At 40.9% G+C, this 26506-nt stretch carries 19 protein-coding genes and 1 pseudogene; 10 read left to right on the forward strand and 10 right to left on the reverse strand.

Going from position 1 to position 26506, the window contains the following annotated elements; genetic code table 11:
- Window positions 1-493 precede the first annotated feature (493 nt).
- Window positions 494-823: pseudogene (locus V7K98_RS05875) on the forward strand (DUF4351 domain-containing protein); the annotation flags it as partial.
- Between the two features lie 116 nt (window positions 824-939).
- Here V7K98_RS05875 and V7K98_RS05880 read toward each other — a convergent pair.
- Together V7K98_RS05880 and V7K98_RS05885 are read right to left on the reverse strand one after the other, a co-directional pair.
- Window positions 940-4371 (reverse strand): helicase-related protein, encoded by a 3432-nt coding sequence (locus tag V7K98_RS05880; RefSeq protein ID WP_335019884.1) that lies wholly within the window; start codon window positions 4369-4371, stop codon window positions 940-942.
- Window positions 4372-4605: 234 nt separating this feature from the next.
- Window positions 4606-5790: an NAD(P)H-quinone oxidoreductase subunit H gene (locus V7K98_RS05885; RefSeq protein ID WP_335019885.1), complete on the reverse strand. Its 1185-nt coding sequence runs from the start codon at window positions 5788-5790 to the stop codon at window positions 4606-4608.
- A gap of 406 nt (window positions 5791-6196) precedes the next feature.
- Between V7K98_RS05885 and rsmH the strand changes: the two genes are divergently transcribed.
- Window positions 6197-7093 carry a 16S rRNA (cytosine(1402)-N(4))-methyltransferase RsmH gene (rsmH, locus tag V7K98_RS05890; RefSeq protein ID WP_335019886.1) on the forward strand — a complete coding sequence of 299 codons (897 nt, stop codon included), beginning with the start codon at window positions 6197-6199 and terminating at the stop codon, window positions 7091-7093.
- Between the two features lie 13 nt (window positions 7094-7106).
- Here the strand turns inward: rsmH and V7K98_RS05895 are convergent, their stop codons facing one another.
- Both V7K98_RS05895 and V7K98_RS28875 read right to left on the reverse strand, forming a co-directional pair.
- Window positions 7107-7331: a DUF6887 family protein gene (locus tag V7K98_RS05895; RefSeq protein ID WP_335019887.1), complete on the reverse strand. Its 225-nt coding sequence runs from the start codon at window positions 7329-7331 to the stop codon at window positions 7107-7109.
- The gene (locus V7K98_RS28875) at window positions 7328-7519 is read right to left on the reverse strand and encodes a DUF6888 family protein (RefSeq protein ID WP_442940396.1); all 192 of its coding nucleotides are present in this window, start codon (window positions 7517-7519) and stop codon (window positions 7328-7330) included. The genes V7K98_RS05895 and V7K98_RS28875 overlap by 4 nt, the downstream gene beginning before the upstream one ends.
- 194 nt (window positions 7520-7713) lie before the next feature.
- Between V7K98_RS28875 and V7K98_RS05900 the strand changes: the two genes are divergently transcribed.
- From V7K98_RS05900 to V7K98_RS05910, 3 genes are all read left to right on the forward strand, one after another.
- Window positions 7714-7920 carry a glycogen debranching protein gene (locus V7K98_RS05900; RefSeq protein ID WP_335019888.1) on the forward strand — a complete coding sequence of 69 codons (207 nt, stop codon included), beginning with the start codon at window positions 7714-7716 and terminating at the stop codon, window positions 7918-7920.
- 287 nt (window positions 7921-8207) lie between these two features.
- Complete coding sequence (locus V7K98_RS05905) at window positions 8208-8765, forward strand: methylmalonic aciduria and homocystinuria type D protein (RefSeq protein WP_335019889.1); 558 nt, start codon at window positions 8208-8210, stop codon at window positions 8763-8765.
- Between the two features lie 265 nt (window positions 8766-9030).
- Complete coding sequence (locus V7K98_RS05910; protein WP_335019890.1) at window positions 9031-9597, forward strand: GNAT family N-acetyltransferase; 567 nt, start codon at window positions 9031-9033, stop codon at window positions 9595-9597.
- A 492-nt stretch (window positions 9598-10089) separates the two neighbouring features.
- On the opposite strand, the gene V7K98_RS05915 is transcribed toward V7K98_RS05910, so the two are convergent.
- The 3 genes from V7K98_RS05915 to V7K98_RS05925 form a co-directional block, all read right to left on the reverse strand.
- The gene (locus V7K98_RS05915; RefSeq protein WP_335019891.1) at window positions 10090-11115 is read right to left on the reverse strand and encodes a leucine-rich repeat domain-containing protein; all 1026 of its coding nucleotides are present in this window, start codon (window positions 11113-11115) and stop codon (window positions 10090-10092) included.
- Window positions 11116-11231: 116 nt separating this feature from the next.
- A complete protein-coding gene (locus V7K98_RS05920; RefSeq protein ID WP_335019892.1) occupies window positions 11232-12386 on the reverse strand; it encodes a leucine-rich repeat domain-containing protein in 1155 nt (384 codons plus the stop codon).
- 89 nt (window positions 12387-12475) lie between these two features.
- The gene (locus tag V7K98_RS05925) at window positions 12476-13492 is read right to left on the reverse strand and encodes a potassium channel family protein (RefSeq protein ID WP_335019893.1); all 1017 of its coding nucleotides are present in this window, start codon (window positions 13490-13492) and stop codon (window positions 12476-12478) included.
- Between the two features lie 137 nt (window positions 13493-13629).
- Between V7K98_RS05925 and V7K98_RS05930 the strand changes: the two genes are divergently transcribed.
- The 5 genes from V7K98_RS05930 (at window position 13630) to V7K98_RS05950 (ending at window position 20057) form a co-directional block, all read left to right on the forward strand.
- Window positions 13630-14283, forward strand: coding sequence for a Uma2 family endonuclease (locus V7K98_RS05930; protein ID WP_335019894.1), 654 nt, complete (start codon window positions 13630-13632; stop codon window positions 14281-14283).
- A 333-nt stretch (window positions 14284-14616) separates the two neighbouring features.
- The gene (locus V7K98_RS05935; protein ID WP_335019895.1) at window positions 14617-15900 is read left to right on the forward strand and encodes an aspartate aminotransferase family protein; all 1284 of its coding nucleotides are present in this window, start codon (window positions 14617-14619) and stop codon (window positions 15898-15900) included.
- Between the two features lie 147 nt (window positions 15901-16047).
- Window positions 16048-17007 (forward strand): ribonuclease Z, encoded by a 960-nt coding sequence (locus V7K98_RS05940; RefSeq protein ID WP_335019896.1) that lies wholly within the window; start codon window positions 16048-16050, stop codon window positions 17005-17007.
- A 124-nt stretch (window positions 17008-17131) separates the two neighbouring features.
- Window positions 17132-17317 (forward strand): hypothetical protein, encoded by a 186-nt coding sequence (locus tag V7K98_RS05945; protein ID WP_335019897.1) that lies wholly within the window; start codon window positions 17132-17134, stop codon window positions 17315-17317.
- A 526-nt stretch (window positions 17318-17843) separates the two neighbouring features.
- Window positions 17844-20057 carry a GumC family protein gene (locus V7K98_RS05950; protein WP_335019898.1) on the forward strand — a complete coding sequence of 738 codons (2214 nt, stop codon included), beginning with the start codon at window positions 17844-17846 and terminating at the stop codon, window positions 20055-20057.
- An 83-nt stretch (window positions 20058-20140) separates the two neighbouring features.
- Here the strand turns inward: V7K98_RS05950 and V7K98_RS05955 are convergent, their stop codons facing one another.
- From V7K98_RS05955 to V7K98_RS05965, 3 genes are all read right to left on the reverse strand, one after another.
- A complete protein-coding gene (locus tag V7K98_RS05955; protein WP_335019899.1) occupies window positions 20141-21538 on the reverse strand; it encodes a lipase family protein in 1398 nt (465 codons plus the stop codon).
- 564 nt (window positions 21539-22102) lie between these two features.
- On the reverse strand, window positions 22103-23470 hold the full coding sequence (locus V7K98_RS05960; RefSeq protein WP_335019900.1) for a lipoxygenase family protein: 1368 nt from the start codon (window positions 23468-23470) through the stop codon (window positions 22103-22105).
- Window positions 23471-23669: 199 nt separating this feature from the next.
- Window positions 23670-26435, reverse strand: coding sequence for a LamG domain-containing protein (locus V7K98_RS05965; RefSeq protein ID WP_335019901.1), 2766 nt, complete (start codon window positions 26433-26435; stop codon window positions 23670-23672).
- Window positions 26436-26506: the final 71 nt, after the last annotated feature.

The following is a 26506-nucleotide window of genomic DNA, read 5'->3' on the forward strand; positions in this document are numbered from 1 at the left end:
TATTTAATTAGGCTGAGAAATTATACGGAAAAAATTGTTTCAGCTATTTGAACGTCAGCTTGGTTTGTACTGCCGTGATTTGTAATTATCAAGTATATTTGCTGATTACTTTATAAAAATGCCCGTTTACTTTCTAAAAACACTGAAATGTTTTCTAAAAATGACCTTTTACTTGTTCAAAAAGTCATTTGACTTACTCATTTTGGTGTTTTTCGCAAGCAAAAGCAGCTTTTACTTATTTAAACCCCAGTTTGCTTTCTTATTTCGATGTTTTCCGCAAGCAAAAGAAGCTTTGACTTATTCAAACCCCAGTTTGCTTTTTCATTTCGGTGTTTTCCGCAAGCAAAAGAAGCTTTGACTTATTCAAACCCCAGTTTGCTTTTTCATTTCGGTGTTTTCCGAAACTTCTCAAAGACACGATAAATCGCCGTCTTTACAATAATTAGCCCTTTCTAGAGACGGCGATTTATCGCGTCTCTTGCCTTAACCAAACAGTCTTTACCGATTTATTGATTGGGTTATGATTTTACCAAAAGCCTTAGAAGCAGAATTTTGGCAAGAGTTTAAGCAATTTGAGCAAAAGCAGACTATGAGCTACATTACCACAGGCGAGCGCATTGGCTATGAGCGGGGAAAACAAGAACAAGGACAAACCCTCATCTTACGGCAACTACAAAAACGAGTAGGAGAGTTACTACAAGAGGTTCGGGAGCGGATTCAAACTCTTTCTTTAGAGCAATTAGAAGCACTTGGCGAGGCTTTGTTAGATTTTAGAACCATTGAGGATTTACTTAACTGGTTGGAAGCAAATCAAACAGCGTAGAATATTTTTTAATAGACGCGATGAATCGTTCAAAAGACGCGATAAATCGCCGTCTCTACAATAATTAGCCCTTTGTAGAGACGGCGATTCATCGCGTCTCTTGCTTTAATGAGAAATTACGAATTACTAAATAATCCCAAAGAACAAATAATCTGAGGTTCTCGCTTTTCTAGTTCTTCTGTGACAATGCACAAACGGTCATCCATCCGTAGCGCTACTACTAACTCAGCTAACTGCTGATTATTAATACCACTTCTCAGTTGACGGTTGAGAGTATCAATAGCTGACTGTCGCAAAGGATAACGGTAAATCTCATCAATTGCTTTTAAAAGTTCTTCACTAACAAATAGTGTTCCCTTCATTTCTTGAGCATAACTTTTCAGTCGTTCATAAGTGCGGAACCTTGCACCTGATGGTCGCCCTAATTGACCGCCGGCATTTTTCTCTTCTTCAGCAATCAATTCAGCACCCTTTTTAACTAACTGATGATGCTGTTTATCTCTGGGTATTGCCGGGGTAGATTCTTCACACGCCGCCACCCGAAGAACTGCTAATTGTGATTGAGTAACGCTGTTACCATCGCGGTCAACATAAATTAAAGAATCATTTCCTTCAGTGGTTTTCATATAAAGCAATACCCCCTCTGGTTGCACAGGCTGCGGAGTATGGGCGCGGGTAGAATAAGCTACATTTTGCATTTCTTCAATGGTTTTTTTCAAGCCCGGATTATTATCAGTGGCTTTTTTCCAAATTTGAAACGCTTCTGATGTCAAATCAACTTCTGTATCTTCTTCGCCATCTAAAATTCCAGATTTCTCGTTATATAAATCAAGAATTACCCGCGCATCATCATCTTCAAAAAAAGCTTCATCAGTTCCTACCACTTCCGCATTTTCTTGCAGTCGTTTACGGAGTCGTCCGCGCAAATTAATAATCCGTTCCACTCCCTCGGCTGGTAAAAAAGAATAACAGAGAATTTGGTCAGCATTTTGTCCAATGCGGTCTACTCTTCCGGCGCGTTGAATTAAGCGAATAATTGCCCAAGGTAAATCCCAATTGACGATAATTGCACAGTCTTGCAAATTATGACCTTCACTCAAAACGTCAGTAGCTATTAAAATCCGCAACTCTTCTGATGATGAAATTTGCTCCCGTTTACCATTACTCACAGGGCTAAATCTTCCCGTCATTAGTGTAGGGTCTTTCGATTGTCCTGTCACCCCTGCGATATGAGTAATATGATTCAACTGCAAAGTATCTACAAGATAACGGACTGTATCGGCAAACTGGGTGAAAATTAGTACTTTATCTTTGGGATGAGTTTTTGTTAGCAGTTTGATTAAAGCTGCAATTTTTTCATCTTTTTGAGGATTCCACTCGCCACACTGTTGCAGTACATTAATTAATGCTTTGGCATCTTCTAGCAAATCACGTTTGAGCTTTTTTATATCAAAAAGTGTAGAACGTAACCATTTAAATCGCCGTTGATATCGAGTTGTATATTCTTGATAAATTGATTCTGCCCTTTGCCGGAAAACCTTTTCGGTTTTAGATGCTTTCTCATCCTCGTTAGAAAAAAGAGTTATTTCTCCTTCTCTCTCTGCTTGCAGCGAAACTGTAGAATCATCTTCTTCGGTTTCTGTATCAAACAAAGCTGCTGCTACAGAATCAGCATCTTCATCATTATTACTCGTATCTAATAACTCAGCTTCTTGAGTTCCAATGGGAATATCAAACCCATTTTCTAAGGCATATAAATAAATAAAATTTCGTAAGATGTGACGTTCAATTGATTGGATAAAAGCAACACCACTACTTTCTAAACGTTTAAATAAATTAGTGCGTGAAAAACCCATTAACCTCCTACCACCACGAAATAAGCTATTAATAAAACGTTGCTCGCTATCTGTAGGTGGCTCTTTGGGTTTAGCAATAATGTAATTCCCTAACCCATAACGCGGTAAATTGAGTTGATTAATTACTTCTATTACTAATTCTGAGTAAAGACGAGCATAAAAGTCTGTGTCAGAACCTTCTAAAGGAAACTTGAGACTACGAGGCACACGCTGGGGAAAATAAGAACGTCTCCCATCAGAAAATGCTAAATATTTCCGCCCTGTTTCATCTGTGTGGGCATAATTTTCTTTAATAAATGAACGAGTGCGTCGCACCATATAACGCTTCATCAATTCTCGCCAGTCATCAGGGTGTTCGCTTTTCTCAAAGGCAGCTAAAGAACGCACTGAACATTGATGCTTTCTAATAAACTCTAATTCTCCTATAGAACTACCACCCAGTTCATTAATTAAAGCTTCTGGTCTTAATCCTAAATCTTGGTCTTCTGGCACAAATAGCCGCAGTTGTGCGGAAAGGTCAAGATAACTTTTATTGTAAGGAGTTGCAGATAATAAAATACATTTACTTTCGTTAGCTGCAATATATTCTATTATTGTTCGATAACGTTTACCTTCGCGGTTACGTAAATTATGACTTTCGTCAATTAACACAACTCGGTAACGTCGGAGTTTTGGTAATTTATTTTGTACTTGACTAATCGGCATAACTTCGGCAAGTAACCGATAGTTATTTACATATTCTTGCCACATTGACACTAGGTTTTTTGGGCAAATAATTAGTGTTTCTAAAAAACAATCTTCTTGTAATATCTTAGCTAAGGCAGTTCCAACTAAAGTTTTGCCCAAACCGACCACATCACCCACTAACACGCCACCACGCCTAGTTACATGACGTGCTGCTAGCTGTACGGCAGCTTTCTGGAAATCAAATAAGTTGTTAAATTCGCGGGGGATGCGAAATTCTGAAAGTCCAGCGATCGCTTCGTGGGATAAGTGGTAAGCTATCTTGAGGTAGATGTAGTAAGGTAAAACTGGCTCATCTCTCGCCCAACTGCGATCGATAATTTCTGCTAATTCTTGAGAAATATCTACACAACCATAATCTTGCCAGCGATCGCTAAACCACTTTTGCAATTTATCACAAGCATCGTGGTCTAAAATATCAACATTCAACTCCCCTTGTTTTGCCAATCCGGGAAGGGTTAAGTTACTGCTACCCAAGAATCCCACAATTGGAGTGTTGGGGTCATTGCGATGCACAAGATACAACTTGGCGTGGAGAGAATGACGCAAAAACAGTTTAATAATTACCTTCTGACTTTTTAGCTGATGACTTAACCGCCGCAATCCCGCTTCATCTTGATTAGTTGGCGCACCGATAGTCAACTGCTGACGAAATTCCTCTGCCATGCGTTTTTTAAACCGCACGATGCTACTGTTGTCAATTCTTCCATCACCACTAACAAGGCTAAATGCCGCATGAACTTCATCACTGGGTAAGCTTTGCATCCCAATTAGCAAACGACAACAAGCATTTTCGCCACCAACATACTGTTCGATTAAGTCATCAATTCTTCGCCAACCTCTGAGGTTAAAGTAGCCAACGCAAAAGTCTGCGCGATAAGAGACTTTGAGAGTTTCTCGTAAAATCGGCAGCAGTTGTAAATCAATATTGTCAAAAATCCGGGGCATTATTTAAAACTCTATAAATATTTCGTACATCTGTTATATGAGTAAAAAATTTTTCCAGCCAGAAACAAGAGACGCGATAAATCGCCGTCTCTACAAAGGACTGATTCTTGTACAGACGGCGATTTATCGCGTCTTCTTCCTAAATAGGGTAATTTATCGCGTCTTCAAAAATTATAAAAAAAAAGAGCAGTTGCATAATACAACCGCTCTAAAAAATACTTAGATAGATATTTTCTACCTATCCACAGACCCCATAATTACGTCAACACTACCGAGAATAACCACAATATCTGCAACCTTCATCCCACGCAGTAAATGTGGGACAATCTGGAGGTTGTTGAAATCTGCGGCGCGAATCTTCCAACGTGCAGGGAAGACATTATCATCGCCTACCAAATAAATTCCCAACTCACCTTTGCCACTTTCTACACGAGAGTAGATTTCACCTTTAGGAATCTTGAAAGTAGGAGAAACCTTTTTACCAATGAATTGGTAATCAAATGCGTCCCACTCCGATTTTTTACCTGCGGCTAAACGCTTGGCTTCGAGATTTTCGTAAGGGCCACCAGGAAGTCCTTTAAGTGCTTGGCGAAGAATCTTCACCGATTCGCGCATTTCCCGCATCCGCACTACATAACGGGCAAAGCAATCACCGGCAGTTTCCCACTGCACATCCCAGTCGAAATCGTCGTAACATTCGTAATGGTCAACTTTCCGCAAATCCCATTGCACGCCAGAAGCACGTAACATCGGGCCAGAAAGTCCCCAGTTAATTGCTTCTTCACGGGTGATAGTCCCAATACCCTCAACACGTCGCCGGAAGATGGGGTTATCGGTTACTAAACGTTCGTACTCATCAACTTTTGGTATTAAGTAGTCGCAGAATTCAAAACACTTATCTACCCAACCATAAGGTAAATCGGCTGCTACTCCACCAACGCGGAAGTAATTGTTATTTACCATCCGATAACCTGTGGCAGCTTCCCACAAATCATAAATCATTTCCCGTTCGCGGAACTGGTAGAAGAAGGGAGTTTGTGCGCCTACGTCAGCGAGAAATGGGCCAAACCATAGCAAGTGGTTAGCGATGCGGTTTAACTCCAGCATAATGACGCGGATGTAGCTAGCGCGTTTGGGAATAGCGATACCTGCAAGTTTTTCTGGGGCGTTAACAGTGACGGCTTCGTTGAACATTCCCGCAGCGTAGTCCCAACGACTAACGTAAGGAACGTACATTACATTAGTACGGTTCTCAGCGATTTTTTCCATTCCCCGGTGCAAATAGCCGATGACTGGTTCACAGTCCACGACATCCTCGCCATCCAGAGTCATGATTAGCCGCAGAACCCCGTGCATTGAAGGGTGGTGTGGCCCCATGTTTAGCACCATTGGTTCAGTGCGGGTTTCTAGTCTGGTCATAGATTTTGTGTTCTCCGTTCGTGAAAATTTTGAATTGAACCGCCTAGATGCCAACCACAGCCGATTTATCTAGTCTGCCAAAATGAGGTTTGTAGGGGCAATCTATATAATTTTGACTCTACAGGGTTATGTTGGAGAGAGGATAGCAGCGCAGGAGTTGTAATTGTTTCATTTCGTTGCACCTCTTCAATTATTATAGGGAAGCTTGATATGTAAGGGATTGAGGCACAGGTTTTTTTTCATGTAATCTCTTTTTGCATTGAAAATCCTGATGTTGGGTATTGGGATTGGGTGTTAAATAGGACTTAAATCGAACCACAGAGGACGCAGAGGACACGGAGGAATAAGAGTTTAAGAGGTTTTTGGTTTAAGTCTTACCAAATAGAAACAAAATTAAAATTTAAAGATGAAATCAGATTTACAAACACCGCTAGATTTAGAAGAACTGGCTTTTTCTCATATTTCTGTTTTAGGACGGGAGGTAGTTGAAGGTTTGGCGGTTCGTCCAAGCGGACGTTATTTAGATGTAACGGTAGGCGGTGGTGGTCATAGTCGCTTGATTTTAGAAGCTTTGCCAGATGTGCAATTAACGGGGATTGACCAAGATGAGGATGCTTTAGCAGCTGCAAAGAAGAATTTAGCTGAATATGGCGATCGCGTACAATTTATCTATAGCAATTTTGCTGACTACAAATATCCCCCTAATACTTTCGATGGTATTTTAGCCGATTTGGGGGTAAGTTCTTACCATTTAGACCAAGCAGAAAGGGGTTTCAGCTTTCGCCAAGCTGCGAATTTAGATATGCGGATGGATCGGGGGCGATCGCTAACTGCTGCTGATATCATTAATAGTTGGGATGAAGCAGAATTAGCTGATATTTTCTTTAAGTACGGTGAAGAAAGATTATCACGGCGCATTGCTCGTCGCATTGTAGAACGCCGACCGTTGCATACTACTACAGAATTAGCTGATGCGATCGCTTCTTCTGTTCCCCCAAAATACCGCTATGGCAGAATCCACCCCGCTACTCGTGTTTTTCAAGCTCTGCGAATTGTCGTCAACGATGAATTAAAATCTCTAGAAACCTTTTTAGATAAAGCCCCAAATGCCCTTGTCCCCGGTGGCAGAATTGCAATTATCAGTTTTCACAGTTTGGAAGACCGTCCGGTGAAGCATGGTTTAAGAAATTCACCTTTATTAAAGGTCTTGACAAAAAAACCAATTATTGCACAAGAAGAGGAAATTAGTCAGAATCCGCGATCGCGATCGGCCAAACTGAGAATAGCCCAAAAGCTGCTGTAATTGCAATGTAGCCTTAAACTGCTTCATCTTGTGGCTCAGAACTGCTGCGAATACGCTCAATGAACTGAGGATAATTTTTTAAATCCTGTTCTGACTGTAACGGTGGCATTTCAATCCAATTACCTTCAAGATGTAGCTTATCTACATAAGCATAGAAGGCTTCTTCATCTTCCCGATGAGCAAGAACGTAATTATGTAACTCTTTTTGACTCATTGCATGAAAATTAGGCTTGCTCATCCTATGTATCTCAATTTACCATTATGGTATATCTCTATGATATTTTCCTCACCTGCCAAAAAGAATAGATTTTTTGTCCGTTCATCCATCCCAACGATATTAATAGGTAAATAAAGTTTAGTAAACCAGCAGGACAATATGTATGTGTTTTTTGTTCTGGTGTAGGAATAATCTGAACTCCTTAACATTTATTAAAGTTACTGCTAAAAATAAATTCTCAATAACCTGCGATCGCGATCAACCAAAATCAGCGTAGCAGAGAGTTCTGACTGTTGAGTAAGAGGATGAGGAAATCCTAAATTTGGCTCTAAAACGTTTGACTCTAATAGTGTTCTAAAATAACAAAGAGCTTTTTTCAATACAGTTTCCGAGGAGATATTCCATGACTATTTGGGTAAACGAGCAAATTGATCCGTCTGGGATGATTCATGCCTGTATTGCTACTTGTAATGAATCTCAAGCTAAAGAGTGTCATGATTCCTTCCAGAATAATTTGACCGAGAAGCAAAAAGCAGCCGGTTGGATAGCACAATTGCGAACAGTCGATTCTTGGGATGAAGTGCCAGTGAATTCTTTAAAACTCAGTTAATTGGGTGAGATGGAGTTCATTTTTTGAGGTTTTGATCGAACATATTTCAGGAACGTAGGCTTGTCTCCCACACGCTAAATCTATGCCAATGCCTACAGCGATCGCAGTAAATTCTATGAGAAAAGGTTAATAAAGGATAAAATTAGGATTAAAATTCTCAAATTATTAGCAACTGCTTCCAAAAAAAGCAACGTTTTATAAAAAATTGATGATTTTTATTGACTTTTAAGAGTTATCATCTATACCGGAGATGAAATTAAAAAACTTGTATAAGCCGAATCAATTTAGTGAACTATCCCAAAGTTTACACTTCGGAGCAAGCCTGTCCTATTAATTTAGTTGGCGAAACAGGACAAGCGGTTCAGATTTCAATTCATGCTCCCAGTCAATATATCTGTGCCAACTGCGAACGGATATTACCAGATTGGAAACGGCAGCCATTTTTACGAGTAGTGATCGTTTTACAGCGATCGCGTTATAAATTAGTCAAAAAAACGGCAGAAGTAGAGTCAGAGAAAGAACGCTTACGAGAAAAGTTTATGAGATTCGGCTGTGATTTAGCATTTAATCTGCGCGATCGCGGCTATTTAACTGACTTAATTGACCCTCGTACAGGCTACCCTTTACTGTCTCATCCCGGAGCAATTCCCCACGATGACACAGCAGTTGTCAAAGCCTTACTTAACTATCCAGTGATTAAAAATCAATGCCGGGTGTTAATACATCCCGAATGGGGCGCAGCAGTTTATCCTAGCATTTTGATATCAGAAGCTCCCCCAATTGTGATCGAATGGGTTACAAAAGGCATAGCATCCATGCATGGGTGGAAAGAAGTTGATTATTAATTATTAGTCATTAGTTATTGGTTATTTCTCGCTTAACCGCCTCATCCATATATATTGGAAATGAGGAAAATAAAAAACAGATACTGCGGTATTTAGAGATTAGGACGTGCTTAAAAAGACTCAATCTAGGGAATAGGCTGTCTGCATCGATTAAGTCCACGTGGTTGGAATGATTGGTATATAAAAATTTGGTAGAAAGTAAAGCCGATATTTAGCAGTGGTTGAGCTAGGCATAATGTATCAAAAGATGTGTTAAAACCTACTAATGAATAGAACCCAGTCTAATCACGTGAAAATTCGCTTAGTCCAACCGCAAGATAGAAATCAGATTTTCGATATCCAAAGAGATGCTATACAGATACTTTGTTCCCAAGATTATAATCCTGAACAGATTCAAGGCTTATTGAATGATAAACAGTTAAATGACTTAGAAGGGAAAGATACAAAAGATATAGTTTTTGTTGCTGAAATTGGAGAAACAATTGTTGGTTTCTCAGCGTACTCAAGATATTGGGTGAGTGCAATTTATGTCAATCCTCAATATGTGCGGCAAGGAATTGGCACAGAGTTACTCAAAGCAATGGAACGCAAAGCTTTGTCCGAAAACATCAATACATTAGCTGTTTGTGCATCAATCACTGCTAAACCTTTTTATGAAGCATCTGGTTATCAAGAGTTTGGCGAAACTTACATAATTTCAAGCACTGGAATTCATATACCCTGTATCCGTATGCAAAAATGGCTATCTTCAGCTACTGAGGGAGAACAGTCGCAATTAGAGGATTTAACAGCCATTTGCAGATTTTTGCAATGGATACTGATTGGTAAATGAAGTACACGGGTAGGGGCACAACATGTTGTGCCCCTACGATGATCAATACCTCACCGGACAAGGCAAAAGTAAAAAGTAAAAAGGCACTCATAAAGAAAAAGAGCAGTGGTTTGAAGCCCCTGTCTTGAAAAGTTTCCTACGGCGGGAAACCCGCTTGACAGTTCTTTTCGCTAAATTTATTTATGGAACGAAATAAAAACATTTATTTCGAGACGCATAGCGCAAGAAATAATAAGTCCTTATCAAATCCCCTGAATTTATTTATGGGGATTATCTTTTTACTTTTTACTTCTTAACAAGTTGTAATCTGCTGTAAGTGAAACGGTATAAGTAAGTCGCCAATTTTCCTTAAATAAGCACTTCACTTCGCAATTAGCAATAAAATCAGTGTTGGCTCTCTACCCGGAATTAGGCAATTAACAATTTCCGAAGAGAGGAATTGTAAATTGCGAAAAAGCAAATTATTTTAGTCACTTATTAGTCTCATTGAAGCTAATCAAATTGACAAATCGATTCTGGTTTGACAGGACATATTTTGCGTGTAATCGGGTTATTCTTAATATTAATAAAAGTCAATTTTGTCAGAGCGGACAAAGGCTTTATATCGCTGATTTTATTTGAGTTAAGGGAGAGTTCAGTCAAATTAATCAGAGCGGATAAAGGCTTGACATTGCTGATTTCATTTGATTCAAGAGAGAGAATAGTCAATTTAGTCAGATTAGACAAAGGCTTGATATCGCTGATTTCATTTGAATTGAGGTAGAGATAAGTCAAATTAGTCAGAGTGGACAAAGGCTTGATATCCCTAATTTCATTTGAGCGGAGAGAGAGAGAAGTTAAATTAGTCAGAGTGGACAAAGGCTTGATATCGCTGATTTTATTTGAGCGGAGAGAGAGAGCAGTCAAATTAGTCAGAGTAGACAAAGGCTTGATATTGCTGATTTCATTTGTGTCAAGGTTAATAGAACTCAATTTTGTCAGAGCAGACAAGGGCTTGATATTACTGATTTCATTTATGCCGAGGTCGATAGTAGTCAATTTTGTCAGAGCAGACAAAGACTTGATATCACTGATTTTATTTGAGTGGAGGGATAGAAAAGTCAATTTTGTCAGAGTAGATAAAGTCTTAACATCACTAATTTCATTGAAATTGAGGTTGAGAGAAGTCAAATTAGTCAGAGTGGATAAAAGCTTGATGTCGCTAATTTCATTTGAACCAAGGTCGATAGAAGTCAGATTAGTCAGAGCAGACAAAGGCTTGATATCACTGATTTTATTTGAGTTGAGGTCAAGAGAAGTCAAATGAGTCAGCTTTTGGTTAGCCTGCTTGCAATTTTGAGTTTTGGCTTTTTCTAAAAGAACCTCAACAATATGTTTTGTCTGTGGAGGTAAAGTTGATTTCTGCTCACACCAATCTGTAAATCTTTTGGGAGTTTCTAGAGGAGAGGCAATAGTCTGTGTGGTGTAAAATCCGAAAGCGAAAGTAAATATTGTCGCAATGCTTAATGTAAGTTTCATTGTGATTTATTATCTTAAATTTAGTAGACATTTGCTAATTGCTATATTGAATCAATCTGTAAAGGTATAAAACCTATACACTTGTAGGTAAAGTGAGTTCTTAGTCTCGTGTGAAGCTAATGAAATTTACAAATAGATTCTGGTTTTGGACATATTTTGTATGCGATCGGGTTATTCTTAATATTAATAAGAATCAAATGAGTCAGAATGGATAAAGGCTTGATGTCGCTGATTTTATTTGATTCAAGGAAGAGAATAGTCAAATTAGTCAAAGCGGACAAAGGCTTGATATCGCTGATTTCATTTACGGAGAGGTAGAGAATAGTCAAATTAGTCAGAGTGGACAAAGGCTTGATATCGCTGATTTTATTTACAGATAGGTTGAGAAGGTTCAGATGAGTCAAAGCGGATAAAGGCTTGATATCGCTGATTTTATTTGATTTGAGGTCGAGAATAGTCAAATTATTCACAGTGGACAAAGGCTTGATATCACTGATTTTATTTACAGATAGGTTGAGAAGAGTCAAATGAGTCAGAGTGGGTAAAAGCTTGATATCGCTATCGCTCATTTCATTTGAGCCGAGATCGAGTCCAGTCAAATTATTCAGAGAGGACAAAGGTTTAATATCGCTGATTTTATTTGAGCCCAGGCTGAGAGTAGTCAAATTATTCAGATTGGACAAAGGCTTGATATCACTGATTTTATTTGAGTCGAGGTCGAGTTCAGTCAAATTATTCAGAGTAGACAAAGGCTTGATATCGCTAATTTGATTTGAGCCCAGGCTGAGAGTAGTCAAATTATTCAGAGAGGACAAAGGCTTAATATCGCTGATTTGATTGAAGTTGATGGAGAGTTTAGTCAAATTAGTCAGAGCGGACAAAGACTTAATATCGCTGATTTTGTTGAAGCCAAGATCGAGAGAAGTCAAATTATTTAGAGCAGACAAAGGCTTAATATCGCTGATTTTATTTGTGTTGAGGTCTAGAGAAGTCAAATTAGTTAGAGTGGACAAAGGCTTGATATCGCTGATTTGATTGTAGGTGATGGATAGTTTAGTCAAATTAGTCAGCTTTTGGTTAGCCTGCTTGCAATTTTGAGTTTGGGCTTTTTCTAAAAGAACCTCAACAGTATGTTTTGTCTGTGGAGGTAAAGTTGATTTCTGCTGGCACCAATTTGTAAAGCTTTTGGAAGTTGCTAGAGAAGCAGCAATAGTCCGTGTACTGTAAAATCCCAAAGTAAATATTGTGGCGATGCTTAAGGTAAGCTTCATTACATGAAATTATACTTCTAAGTATGCAATTACACTATACATAAATTGCCTAAGAGTTGGTATAAAAAACTAGTTAAGTAAAAATAAAATCAGCTATTTTTCGGTCGCCGCAGTTGCTTGGAATTAATCGGGCCGAGAATTTGGTTAAGGCTACGCAACTGTTCTGCTGTACCCATCCCAATTAGCCGATCGCCAGACATTAAGACTGTATCGCCAGTGGGACCACCGATGAGAGTCCCATCAACGCGGCGAATTGCTAGAACTAATGCCCCAGATTGCGATCGCAATCTCGCTTTTTGCAAACTCTGACCCACAAAGGGACAAAAAGCCGGGTCAAGTAAAAATTCTTCCATGTATAACTGGCGGTCTGCACCTGTCAGAATACCATCTACAAAGTCCAATACTTGGGGTCTAAGTGCCGCAGCAGCCATGCGCTTCCCACCAGTAATATAGGGTGATATCACCTCATCTGCGCCACCGCGTCGTAACTTCTGCAAAGCTTCTTCTGTACTTGCCCGTGCGATCGCGCGAATTCCCGAATTTAGTGTTTTTGCTGATAAAACAATATATAAATTTTCAGCATCGGAAGGGAGTGCTGCAACGATACACATCGCCCGTTCAATCCCAACTTTCAAGAGTGTGTCATCGAGGGTAGCGTCACCTTGGTATGCTGTGTAACCTTCCATCTGCGCCCTTTGCACAGATTCCATCTCTGAATCAATCACCACAAAAGATACATCTTCTGCCCGAAATTCCTTAGCAATTTGCCGACCAGTGCGGCTAAATCCACAGATGATGTAATGTTCTGTTAGGGATTCCATTAACCGCCTCTGTTGTTGTAGCCGAATTCCTTCTTGAAAGTAGCCTTGAATAATCGCTTCTGTAAATCTGTTGACAATGTAACCGATATTGACTACACCCAACAAAATCAGAGCAATTGTAAACAACCGTCCTCGGCTACCTAGTGGGTGTATCTCTCCATATCCCACAGTGGCTAAAGTGATGACTGTCATGTAAGCCGCATCTTCCCATGACCAGCCCTCCACTAACCAGTACCATAAAGTGCCAATGACGAAAACACCCCCAAGAGCGATCGCCCCAGCCATTAACTCCTTTTGGATACGTTGATATTTTTGCTCAAGTGTTGAGAATGAAGTAACAATAGTACTTTTAACCTACTTTTTCTAGTTTTCTGCTAACTTTTCAGTATATTTAAACTCAGTTTGACTTTGAGGATTAACTGATGGCTCAAGCCCTACAAAGAAAACTAGTTACGTTTGAAGAATTTATCACTAAATACCCTGACAACTCAAATAAACGCTACGAATTACACGATGGAGTAGTAATTGAGATACCACCACCGACAGGCGACCATGAGGAGATTATTTTATTTTTAATCGAGAGATTTATTTTAGAATATACCCGACTGAAGCTATCTTATGGCTCTCCCAAAACAGCATTCGTAAAACCATCTGAAAGTGAATCTGCTTATTTACCAGATGTGTTGTTGTTAAACCGCCCCAACCTAGCAAATGAACCTCTATGGAAAAAAGAATCCACTCTTACTCAAGCAGAGTCAATTCCTTTGGTAGTTGAGGTCGTAAGTACAAACTGGAGAGATGATTATTTCACAAAATTGGGTCGTTATGTTCGCGTAGCGTCTCGAAGAGAAGGAGTCGGCATCCCTGAATATTGGATTGTAGACTACGCAGCACTGGGAGGCAAGCGATTTATTGGCAACGCTAAACAGCCGACAATATCGATTTATTCACTAGTTGAGGGTGAATATCAACTCGATATGTTTCGTCGAAGCCAACCCATCCAATCACCCACTTTCCCAGAATTGGATTTAACCGCAGAGCAGATTTTTAATGCTGGTAAGCTGAAAATACTTTAATTTGCATCCTCAAAAAAATAAATCTCTTGTGGGGTGGGCATCTTGCCCGCCCTAGCTGTGCAAATTAAATGCACGACAGCTTAATATCTGAACGCCATTTTTTGAACCGATCAAAATTCCTGTAATCCTTATTCAGACTTGGTTACGTTAATTTAATTAAATACATTGTTCATTCCCAACTTGATTCTGTAGCACAAAATCAAGTTGGGAATGTGGGCTATAAACGTTAACTTAAAAAGAAGTACAAGTTGTGCTAGATAAAAAGTAATTTTTAGGGATTTCTAGCAAACTAGTAAATAACTATATAATGAAAAACTTTCAGGAGGAGCGGTAGTGAGCCTAAAAACTCTCGTTGACCAAGCCACCATCTTTGCAGATTCAGGGTCTGTATCATCTAGTCCCTTTGATGCAGATAGCTTTAATGAAGCTGTCATGTCTACCTACGGTCGGTTTCCCTTAGCCCTAGAACGGGGTGCTGGATGCCGAGTTTGGGATACACAGGGGCGCGAATATCTGGACTTTGTAGCGGGAATTGCCACTTGTACTTTGGGACACGCCCACCCAGTTATGGTAGAAGCGGTAACACGCCAAATCCAGAAGCTGCATCATGTCTCTAATTTGTACTACATCCCTGAACAAGGTGAATTGGCAAAATGGCTCGTTGAACATTCTTGTGCCGATCGCGTATTTTTCTGCAATTCTGGGGCTGAAGCTAACGAAGCCGCAATTAAACTGGCGCGGAAATATGCTCACACAGTATTAGACATTGAAAAACCAATTATTTTAACCGCCCATGCCAGTTTCCACGGGCGGACTTTGGCAACAGTTACCGCTACTGCACAACCGAAGTATCAAAAGCATTTTGATCCTTTGGTTCCTGGGTTCCACTACGTAAATTACAACGATATTAACGCTGTGGAAGTGGCAATTAGTGAGTTGGATGAAGGCGATTATCGGGTAGCAGCGATTTTGATCGAGCCATTGCAGGGAGAAGGCGGTGTGCGTCCGGGAGATGTTGCCTATTTCAAAAAGCTTCGGCAGATTTGCGACGAAACTGGCGTTTTGTTGATTTTTGACGAAGTGCAAGTTGGTATGGGGCGCAGTGGCAAATTATGGGCTTACGAACATCTCGGCGTTGAACCGGATATTTTCACCAGTGCCAAAGGCTTAGGTGGCGGTATCCCCATCGGTGCAATGATGAGTAAGAAATTCTGCGATGTTTTTCAACCAGGGGAACACGCCAGCACCTTTGGCGGCAATCCCTTTGTGTGTGGTGTAGCACTCAGTGTTTGCCAGACATTGGAACGGGAAAATATTTTGCAGAATGTGCAAGATAGAGGCGATCAGTTGCGAACTGGATTGAGAGCGATCGCAGCAAAATATCCTCAGCACATTAGCGAAGTTCGTGGTTGGGGTTTAATCAACGGTTTGGAATTGCGAGGTGATATTCAACTCACCGCAGCCGATATCGTCAATGCTGCCATCAATGAGGGCGTATTACTAGTACCCGCCGGGCCAAAAGTAGTCCGATTTGTGCCACCGCTAATTGTCACAGAAGCAGAAGTAAAGACTGCCTTACAAGCTGTGGAAAAGGCGATCGCAACTCTTACAGCTTAGATAATCAAAAAGCGAGATAAGTCTTTGTATATTCTCGCTTTTTCTTGGTTTTATCAAAACAGAGGACTATCAAAAAATAAATCAATAACCGTGTCACTATAGAAAATATAGCTGCAATATTGAGCAATAGGAAGACTAAAGAACACTGTGCAGATAACATTCTTAGGGACAAGTTCCGGTGTACCCACGCGATCGCGCAATGTTTCTAGTGTCGCTCTGAGATTACCCCAAAGGGCGGAACTGTGGTTATTCGACTGTGGCGAAGGCACCCAACATCAAATTATGCGGAGTGAACTGAAAATTAGTCAACTCTCCCGAATTTTTATCACCCACATGCACGGCGATCACATCTTTGGCTTGATGGGACTTCTTGCTACTTGCGGTTTGGCTGGGAATGTGGAACGAATTGATATCTATGGGCCACCTGGATTAAATGATTACATTCAATCCGCCTCTCGTTACTCCTACACACACTTTTCTTACCCAATTAAAGTTCACGCGATCCGTCCAGGGGTAATTTATGAAGACAATGACTTCACCGTTAGCTGTGGTAACTTGCATCATCGGATTACAGCTTTCGGCTACCGCGTAGCCGAAAAAGACCGGACAGGACGCTTTGATGTGGAAAAAGCCAAAGCCTTGGAAATTCCTTCTGGTCGCATTTACGGTCAACTCAAGCGCGGTGAAACTGTTACCCTTGACGACGGACGAGTGATTGATGGTACTCAATTATGCGGCCCTACAGAAATTGGCCGGAAAATTGCCTATTGTACAGACACCATTTATTGTGATGGTGCAGTGGAATTAGCTCATGATGCAGATGTATTAATTCATGAAGCAACCTTTGCCCATCAAGATGCAGATATGGCTTTTCAACGCTTGCATTCCACAACCACAATGGCAGCACAAACAGCTTTAGCTGCTGGGGCGCATCGACTGATTATGAGTCATTTCAGCCCCCGCTATGCTCCCGGAAATACCTTGGAGTTGAAGGATCTCCTCAAGGAAGCCCGTGCTATTTTTCCCCGTACTGACATGGCTTATGATTTCATGATTCATGAAGTACCCAGACGACGAGAAGTAGAGTTAACTAAGGTAAGCGTTTAAATTGAACGCCTATAGGAATCCGGTTTGATTTCTGAAAATATACGTAGGATGTGTTAGCGACAGCGTAACGCATCAAACCCGGTGCTAGATGTGAGTAATCCTTTGCCTGTCTCAACAATTGTCTTTGACTGGGAGCGTAATCACAAACTCAGTACCCTTATTTAAAGTAGAATTGACAGCGATCGCTAATCCTAATCCAGTGCCTTTGTTTACACTCTTGTTAATAGTGCAGATGTTACAGATAGCGATCGCACTGCCAAGAAAATGTCATAACGTCCAGCAAATAGACACTAGTTTGATTTTACGATGAAGTCAAATAATTAACCAACAATTTACGGTTAGCTAAGTGGATAAAAAATATACAAATAGTATGGGTTAAATATTTACAGCGTATTGCGGGTAATATGAAGTACACGGGTAGGGGCACAACATGTTGTGCCCCTACGATGATCTGTACCTCACCAAGTTGCAATCTGATGTATCTGAATCTGTTTTGTAGATTAGAAGTTATCAAAAGAACTTTCATATAATATATGGTATTGTTGTAAACTAGATAATTTCCTACTTCAATACTTAGAAAAAATAATTAATTTTTCGTCAAGATTTTTATTCCTGAAATGAAATATTTATTAAAAATTCATTCTTCCAACACTGATTAAGAAACTATATGCATGAATTGATGAACATGAAAGCGCCAGTTGGCATAAAATTTTGCCAAGTGAGCTTGTCATCCTTGGAAGAATAGTTAAGTATGCTATTGCGGTTATAAATGTAAAAAACATTTCTCATAAATCTTCCAAATAAATATAGTGTTTCGATATTAGAGGAGTTTGATAGTGGCTAAGATTAGTCTGCATCAAGAGCAACAGGTTACTAATTCAGCACAAAGCACAGTTGACATCAGACAACTATCTACTATTTTGCTTCGCCGACGCTTTCTGATCTTCGGGGTTTCCTGCGTAGTTATGTCAGCTGCTAGCTTCTTGGCTGTCATTACCAAACCCACTTATCAGAGCAATATGCAGATATTGGTAAATTCCAATTTGGCTCAAGGGGAACAATCAAATAATATCCCAGTCGGGGTAGATACTCAGGTTAATTATTCTAGTTCTCAGATTGTTGATTCCACGACTCAGATGAAACTTCTGCTGAGTTCTAAACTTCTCCAGAAAGCTGTAAATTTAGTTCATTCTGATTATCCTGATATTACCTTAGAGGATATTAGCGGTCAAATAAGACAGCACAAAGAAGCACCTCTAGAAGTAACTCCAGAAGAGGGAGGTATAGGAGCTAATAAAGTTTTTAGTCAAGTATTTAAAGTTTCTTTCAATGATCGAGATCCAATCAAAGCCCAAAAATTCCTTCAAGCTCTACAAAAAGTCTATCAAAACTACAATAAAGAACAACAAAAAGAACGCCTTAATCATGGACTAGCTTTTGTAAATGCTCGTCTACCTGAGATAAAAAAAGAGGTGAGTAAAGCTGATAAGAATTTGGAACAATTTCGCAAAAAACATAAATTACTCGATCCCGAAGTCCAAAGTAAAATCCTACTAGAATCTCTAGCCGATATTCAAAACCAACTACAAACCGCTCGTGCCAACCTTCAAGATGCAAACGCTCGCTACGATAATCTAGAGCAACAAATAGCGTCTTCTTCTCAACAGAATGAACTAATTTCTTCTCGTTTAAATAAGTCAAGCCACTATCAAACATTATTGAGTGAAGTTCAAAAGACTGAACTAGCATTGGACAAGGAGCGACTGCGCTATACAGACGATTACCCATCGGTACAAAAACTAAAGCAGCAACGCCAAAGTCAATTGTCGCTATTACGACAAGAAGTGAAATCTATTACTACTAGCAGTAAGGAAGAACCGCTTTTAAAAGGACAAATGGTAGGGGTTGATCCAACGCTAATAGACGAGTTTATTCTAGTGCAGACAACTGTTTTAGGACTAACTGCTAATGAGAAGAATTTAGCCGAGTCAGAACAGCGACTCCGTTCTGAGCTAAACAAATACCCAAGCTTAATAGCAGAGTATAATCGTCTACTGCCAAAGGCAGAAAGTAGTCGTAAAACCCTCGATCAATTGCTACAAACACAACAGTCTTTAGGGCTGAAAATTGCTCAGGAAGGATATAACTGGCAAGTTTTGGCAGAACCTACTGTGGGTACTTATAAGGGCAAAAACAGATTATTACTTTTGGTTGGGGGAGCGGTAATTGGGCCGATTTTAGGTATCTTAGCAGCCCTGATTTGGGAAAAGTTTAATGACGGTGTTTATTGTGTGGGAGATATCAAGAAACTGACAAACTTACGTGTACTGGGATCGGTACCAAAACTTCCATCGAGTGGTGTCAAAAAGCAACGGCTGGGGCTGCCTTGGAATGGACGACGAAGATCGGATTCCCCTGTCATAGAAGTGAGTACTAAATTGCCAGTCCATGAAACGCTGGATATGATCTACCAAAATATTCAAATATTAAAATATCCCTTACCTTTCAAGTCATTGATGTTTACTTCAGCACTACCAGGGGAAGGCAAAACAACTTTAGTATTAGGGCTTGTGGCTAGTGCTAACCGAATGCATCGACGAGTATTAGTTATTGATGCTAATTTGCACAATCCTAGTCTGCACAAAATTCTGGAATTATCCAACGACTGGGGACTATCTTTGTTATTAGTTGATGAGACAACTACTCATTTTAAAGATTATATTCAGCCGATTCATCCTTCAATTGATATTTTGACTGCTGGGCCAGAACCAGAAGACACGGTAAAGTTGCTCAGTTCTCAACGAATGAAAGAACTAATAGAGTTGTTTGAGCAAAGTTATGATTTGGTACTGATAGATGCTCCGTCTATTTTAGGTACGGTTGATGCCAGAATTGTGGCATCTTTTTGCAATGGGATTGTGATGGTAGAACGTATGGGTAAAGTGACTCGAACTGAACTGACTCAAGCTACAGAAATTTTGAGTAAGTTGAATTTAATTGGAATTATCGCTAATGATGTGAATAATTATCAAAAGGTGTTGGTATCTTAGACTGAAGAAGACGCGAAGACTAATTTCCCCGCGTCCTATTTTGAATGGTTTTTAAATGCGATCGGATGAAGCAAAAAACTGTGTTATTTATTGTCAAGCTGACGCATCGCTAACCGGCGATAGTCACCCATGCGGTGATCGCCAACACTGTCAGACTCCAACTCTAAATTGACAGTACTCTTATAGTAGCCCCTCAAACGATCCCACCAGGCTGTCCAATTCAACCAGGAAAGTAGCATATTCTCACGCAAATTGCCATCAGAATCGAAATATAATAGCTTTCCGACATGACTAAACTTCATGCTCGGAATACGAGGAACTATATCATTATTGTTCACCGCTCTAAAGAAACGCTCTTTCATCCCCTTATCCAAGGATTGAGCAAAAATTTGATCGCCTACTCTGGGTTGCCCAAAGGTATAAATCCCGGCTATTTCATATTCTGGCATCTGTTGATCGAGAGTTGCACCCGTCAAGGTCGCCAATGCCCCACCTAAGCTATGTCCCGTTATCCAGATGGGCTGGTTATTGTTACGCAGACTTTCCAGACGAGCGATCGCATCGGGCCAGAGAGACTCAAGAGATTGATAGAAGCCTGAATGAACCATTCCTACTTTCCAGGCGGCTTTGAGCAGTTTGATATTGGTCATCCAATCCGTCAAATTTTCAGTCCCCCGGAAGGCAATAATGATTTTTTCATCATCACCAACCATCAGACCTTCGGTGTCAGTGTCGGGAAATTCCAGATAATGTTCATGACCATTGATCTTGAAACCCAGTTTTTCTAGTTTAGCCTTACTCTCTTGTGGGGTACTGTAAGCTGCTTCGGCAAAATAAGCCAAATAAGCTAAATTTCCCTTACTAAAGCTGCGAGTGTTCGGCTCAAACACACTTTCTAGAAAAGTGCCTTCGGAAGTGATATTACTCTCTTCTTGTTCAACTTCCGATTGTAACTGCCACCACTCATTAGCATAGGGAGCCGTAGAAATATAGCCATCGTAGCGAGTACATCGAGCCAGTCGTTGATTTTTGTAGTGGAGGTTAGTCAGATAAACATCGTCTCCCTGACGAATTTTGTTGTCAACACTGCGATCGCGTTTTTTGATTTCCCAACTCTGCTTTTTAGTGTGGAAATTATCGCTCCAATAGTAACAATCATGGCTATCTACCCAGGAACCCAAGACATTGTGCTCGTTCGGCAACGATTCTGTGGATTTCAGTCGGATCACTGCACCATCAGTTAGCTCACCTGTTGAATCTCCGATAATTTGCAACTTTACATTGTTAGACTCGACTAGCTTTTTATTCTTGCCGAGCTTTTTATTCTTGCCTAGTTTTGGCCAATGATATCGACTAGTTTTGCCCTTACTAAATTGAGTCACATAGTCGCCGTTCATGTGCTGTAAATAGATGGTGTCGCCATACTTAAGCACATCGCCAAGCTGCACGGCAGTAGAGTCGGATTCTAAATTAACTACCATATTGTGTACTGTTTTGTCGAGAATAGGTTTGATACTTTGGCCAGTAGAATTTGTGTGTTTTTTGAAGTAAATGAAAGGGAAATCAGTGAATTTTCAGACTGACAATAAGAGGACTCCAAGAAATAAATTATCCAATCTTGTGGGGTGGGCCGAAAAGCCATTGGTGTCAACTTAAGCTCAAAGCTTTATCCCACAGCCGTTTTACCCCCCTTAATCCCCCCTTATAAAGGGGGGAAACAGGAAATCCGGTTCCCTCCCCTTTATAAGTTTTGCTGTTGTGCTGTTTGATACAAAGGAAGAAAGGGAAACAGGAAATCCGGTTCCCTCCCCTTTATAAGTTTTGCTGTTGTGCTGTTTGATACAAAGGAAGAAGGGGAAACAGGAAATCCGGTTCCCTCCCCTTTATCCCCTTTATAAGGGGAGGGTTAGGGTGGGGTAACGCGGATCGTCATAGGAAGTGAGTGTTGGCAAGAATAAACCAACTTACTATTACGAAAGCTAAATACACCTGAAACTCTTACAAATGAAGGACTTTGCTAGTTAGCTTTAATTGCACCGACCCACTTAAATACTGATACTCATCAGAATTGTGTCGATCGCAATTCCTGGTTCAATTTCTTTCCGATTTTCCCAGAGTGCTTCTTTGAGCTTGTTAGCAACAGGATGATCCACGCCCATGATCGGGTTATGGCGAACTGAGGTAAGATTCAAGGTGGTTGATAGCTGTCTGCCATTTCTAGCAGCCGTCATCGCGTCATTCTCTTTCCACATACCCAAGGTCGCATACTCAATGTCCCCGCCATCATCATACTGCTTGTGATTCACCCAAGAATGCTGGAAGGTGCTGATATAGATGACATAAACGCACATTTGACGCAGGTCTTGGAGGGTTTTAATGTCTAATGTTCCCAACTCCGGTTTGAGAATGGAGTGAGCGGCTAAATCCTTAGACATGGCTTCAATTTCAGACCAGTATTGTTGAATACCAGCTTGATTTTGATCAAAAAAGTCTTTAACATACTTATTGATAATCTGCCAGAAAGCGATCGCTGCTCGGTCATAGTGATTATTGGCGACATAATCGGGCAGTGTGTGCGATCGCGGACTCCAATTGCGATAGGTAAGGGTTTTCAATGCTTCTACCAGAATTTTTTGAGTATCTTGAAAATTTAGGGCGGTTAATTGGGGAACAACACCCTCTTTAGCTTCTGAACCGACTAATTCGCTTAAACCCTGCTGATTAATCGATAGCAAGCCTTCAAAATGTGGCTCTAACAATTCAATAATCGGGTTATTGACTACATTCCGGTAGTACGCCATTGCATATTGATCGATGTTCAGGTGAGTACTACCTAAATGAGCCACAGTTTCGTGCAGCACAAACTCGGCAGAACGGAAAAGTTTTTTTGCCCATTCCCAATTTTGATCGCGGGGAGTAAGATTTTGGATCTCAGTCTCTCCGTGGAGGATAAATTCAATGGAGTGGACATGAAGTTGTTGTCCATCTAGACAGAAACGGGCTTCAATGAATTGGGGTAAAATCCCGTTGGCATCAACGCTCACACCACTAAAATCGTAACGAATAGCATACTGCCAGGGCTGATTTTCCACTCGCTTCAGCTTACCCGGACTGAAACCGTTTAAACGACGCTCTACAAAAAATTCATCACTAAATTTATCGGGACGCAGACGGGTGAGATTGGGTGTCAGGTAGGAGATAGTATTAAGCTCAGTTCCCCCACTTTTGAGGTTAGGGGCAGCGAGGATCTGACGAACTCCGCCTAGACCGTACAAGCTGACCTTAAAGTTGTACTGCCATTTGGTGCTTGGTAGCACAGTGGGGGGAAGGGGTTTGGTGACATCAAAGGTGGGTATGTTTGATGCGTAGATGAATTTTTCTTGATTTGCCTTTCTTTGCTCATAAACAGTCATGTTTAATACCTCTAAAATCTGGATAGAAAATGGATTCGATGCGATCGCTTAAATCGGGTTTTTTCGATTATTCCTTTACGCATGAGTTACGGAATAACGAACCGCAGAGGCGCGGAGGGCGCGGAGAAATCAGAGTTTGAGAGATATTTCGCGTAAATCCTTAAAAAAGCGAGATTTTTGGAATTACGCAAGAAGTCTGCTAAATGCTGATACTCATCATCAGTTTGTCTAGAGGAAGTCCTGGTTCAATTTGAGCGCGTTGTTTCCAGATTGCATCCTTGAGTTCAGCAGAACCAACATCCATAATCAAGTTGCAACGAACCGATGTCAGGTTTTGCATGGACAATATCTGTTTAGCGTGTCTGGCCGCCAGTAGAGGGTCGGTGTCTTTCCACGCACTCATGGTTACATAATCAACGTCGCCACCATCTTCAAATTGCTTGTTATTGACCCAGGAGTGGTAGAAAGTGCTGTTATAGATTACATAAACACACAAATCCTGGAGGTCTTGCATGGTTTTGATATCGAGAGTTCCTAATTCTTTTTTCAGGATGCTGTTGGCGCTGAGGTCTTCAGACATACCAACAATTTCTGACCAGTAACTTTGAATGCTTGCACGGTTGTTGGCAAAGAACCGACTCACATAGTCAGTAATGATCCGCCACATCGTGGATGCACTGCGATCAAAGTGGTTGTTGGTAACGTAATCGGGGAGAAATTGCGATCGCGGGTTGCCATTGCGATATGTCATATTACTCAATTCCTGGCGAATCAGGACATACATATTGTCAACATCCACACAGGAGAGGAAGGTAACAGCACCGTCTACATCCTTGCCATCTTTATCCTTGTATCCCAGAATGGCAAATACACCCCGTGTATTCATATTCAGGACAATTTCAAGATGGGGTTCGAGTAACTTTTGAATGGGATTGTTGATGACGTTGCGGTAAAACGCCATTGCATACTGATCGATATTCAGGTGAAGACGACCCAGATGTATTCCCGTTTCGTGATATAGAAATTCGGTACAACGGAACAGTTTTTTCGCCCATTCCCAGTCTTGATCGCCGGGGCGTTGGGTTTGGAGTTGGGTTTCACCGAAGAGGGTGTATTCGATGGAATGGGGGGTTAGTTGTTGCCCTTCTAAACAGAAGCGAGCTTCAATCAATTTGGGCAAAATGCCGTGGTTATCAATTTTTTGAATGCCACCCATGTCATAGCGGATGACATATTGCCAGGGCTGGTTTTGCACTCGCTTCAGTTGACCGGGATTGAAGCCATTGAGACGGCGTTCTACAAAAAATTCATCACTGTATTTGTCGGGACGCAGACGTGTCAGGTTTTCCGGCGCAGTCGCAATTTGTTTAGCTGGCAGTTTGGCGGGAATTTTCGTAAGGTCGCCGCCATTTTCCATCAAGACTTGCCGTACTAAGACATCCTTGGTTGCTCCTCCCAAACCGTAGGCTGATTGATAGAAGTTAGCTAGCCAGCGTGCCGATGGGTGTACTTCAGATGGAAGTGGTTTAAAAGCGTCTAAGGCACGAATATCACCAATTTTGCCTGCATAGCTAAATTTTTCTTTGCGGCTGAGAATCGCCATCGGCAACTTAGATTTGCTCCAAGTCGCGCCCGCAATCATGCCAAAGCTGTCAGAAAAACAAGAATCGTAGGCTATTTCCCCTGAACCCTTTTCTAGTAACCAATATCCAACCAATCCTGGTTCAATGGACTCTAAACGGCGAGACATATTGGCTTGGATTTCGGCTGTGGTGCGAGGGATGTTCCAGATGCGGAGTTCTGCCAGTTGACCTGTAAAGTAGGAATTATCGACATGACGTTTGCCAATCAATAAGTCTGCATCGGAGTTGTCGGCAATCGCCCCTTCGATTTTGCTTGCACCTTGAGACTGTCCATTGACAAACAGTTCGACCTGCTGGTTACTGACAACCGCAGCCAAGTGATACCACTTTTCAAGGGCAATCTCTGTCTTGGTAGTTCCCCCGAAAACCACATTAGATTTATCCTTTGTGGAGTAGATAAACTTCGGTAGTTTTGTACTTTCCTCAACGAAGAGGCCATAGAAAATGGCCGCCTTATCCAAAGGAGGTTGACCTGGTTTGTCTGCTTCGCCGGGATTATATTGCTTGGTAAAAATCGCACCACCTTGGTAGGAGCCTAAATTGACCCAGGCTTCCAAGGTCAGTGTTTGAGTCAGATTGAGAAATCTCAGCCCCTTGTCAGAGCTTTGCCCCTTACCACAGGAAATATAGTCGTCTTTGCCATCAAAGGAGAGAACAGATTGCTGCTGAGTTTCCAGCTTGATAGGAATTTCTGCTTCCGTCCAAGTTGTTTTGTAAAGTTTGCCATTGTTAGCAGCAGTAGTGCGATCGTTGACATCTCCATTTAAAGGAAAATAACCAACTAATCCTCGTTCACTACCTACTAGACGGCGATTCATCTGCTGTTCAATTTCTAATTGAGTGCGGGCTTGATTCCAAATCCGAAATTCCGCAAGAGAGCCTTTCCAAGGGTAAGCAGCATTGGGTCCTGAACCGATGACAAATTTTTGAATTGGGCTTAAGGATCTGTTTTGTCCACCGCCTTGATGCCAGAGTTTGCCATTTTGATAAATGTACATTTGCCCGGTGACAGCATCTTTAACAAAAGCCCAATGAGTCCAGATATTGTAATCAGTAAGTTGGACAGGTTTTTCAATGCGATCGTACCCAGTTTGATTACCCGCATCCCAATAAATATTACCACCCCAAGGCAAATGAATATTTAAAATACGGGTATTTTGAGCGTCATAAGCCCATAAAATACTGGTTGGTTGTGGGAGACTATTTTCTCCTTTAGCCCAAAATTCGATGGTGATTGCCTTTTCAATAGAGGGAAACCCTTTAGACAATTCAACACGATCATTCACACCATCAAAAGTGAGAACAAACTTTTGCTCAGACATAAATTAATTATTTCCTTTCTAAATTACTTAGTTATAGCGCTGCGAAGAATTAATTTTAGATAATTATAAAA

This window comes from Nostoc sp. (assembly GCF_036917435.1).
GTDB lineage: Bacteria > Cyanobacteriota > Cyanobacteriia > Cyanobacteriales > Nostocaceae > Nostoc.

What these genes read in the sequence shown, in the direction of transcription:
- V7K98_RS05880 (WP_335019884.1), bottom strand. Translation starts at nt 4,371, where the DNA reads ATGCCCCGGATTTTTGACAATATTGATTTACAACTGCTGCCGATTTTA.
- V7K98_RS05885 (WP_335019885.1), bottom strand. Translation starts at nt 5,790, where the DNA reads ATGACCAGACTAGAAACCCGCACTGAACCAATGGTGCTAAACATGGGG.
- rsmH (WP_335019886.1), top strand. Translation starts at nt 6,197, where the DNA reads ATGAAATCAGATTTACAAACACCGCTAGATTTAGAAGAACTGGCTTTT.
- V7K98_RS05895 (WP_335019887.1), bottom strand. Translation starts at nt 7,331, where the DNA reads ATGAGCAAGCCTAATTTTCATGCAATGAGTCAAAAAGAGTTACATAAT.
- V7K98_RS28875 (WP_442940396.1), bottom strand. Translation starts at nt 7,519, where the DNA reads ATGTTAAGGAGTTCAGATTATTCCTACACCAGAACAAAAAACACATAC.
- V7K98_RS05900 (WP_335019888.1), top strand. Translation starts at nt 7,714, where the DNA reads ATGACTATTTGGGTAAACGAGCAAATTGATCCGTCTGGGATGATTCAT.
- V7K98_RS05910 (WP_335019890.1), top strand. Translation starts at nt 9,031, where the DNA reads ATGAATAGAACCCAGTCTAATCACGTGAAAATTCGCTTAGTCCAACCG.
- V7K98_RS05915 (WP_335019891.1), bottom strand. Translation starts at nt 11,115, where the DNA reads ATGAAACTTACATTAAGCATTGCGACAATATTTACTTTCGCTTTCGGA.
- V7K98_RS05920 (WP_335019892.1), bottom strand. Translation starts at nt 12,386, where the DNA reads ATGAAGCTTACCTTAAGCATCGCCACAATATTTACTTTGGGATTTTAC.
- V7K98_RS05925 (WP_335019893.1), bottom strand. Translation starts at nt 13,492, where the DNA reads ATGGCTGGGGCGATCGCTCTTGGGGGTGTTTTCGTCATTGGCACTTTA.
- V7K98_RS05930 (WP_335019894.1), top strand. Translation starts at nt 13,630, where the DNA reads ATGGCTCAAGCCCTACAAAGAAAACTAGTTACGTTTGAAGAATTTATC.
- V7K98_RS05955 (WP_335019899.1), bottom strand. Translation starts at nt 21,538, where the DNA reads ATGGTAGTTAATTTAGAATCCGACTCTACTGCCGTGCAGCTTGGCGAT.
- V7K98_RS05960 (WP_335019900.1), bottom strand. Translation starts at nt 23,470, where the DNA reads ATGACTGTTTATGAGCAAAGAAAGGCAAATCAAGAAAAATTCATCTAC.
- V7K98_RS05965 (WP_335019901.1), bottom strand. Translation starts at nt 26,435, where the DNA reads ATGTCTGAGCAAAAGTTTGTTCTCACTTTTGATGGTGTGAATGATCGT.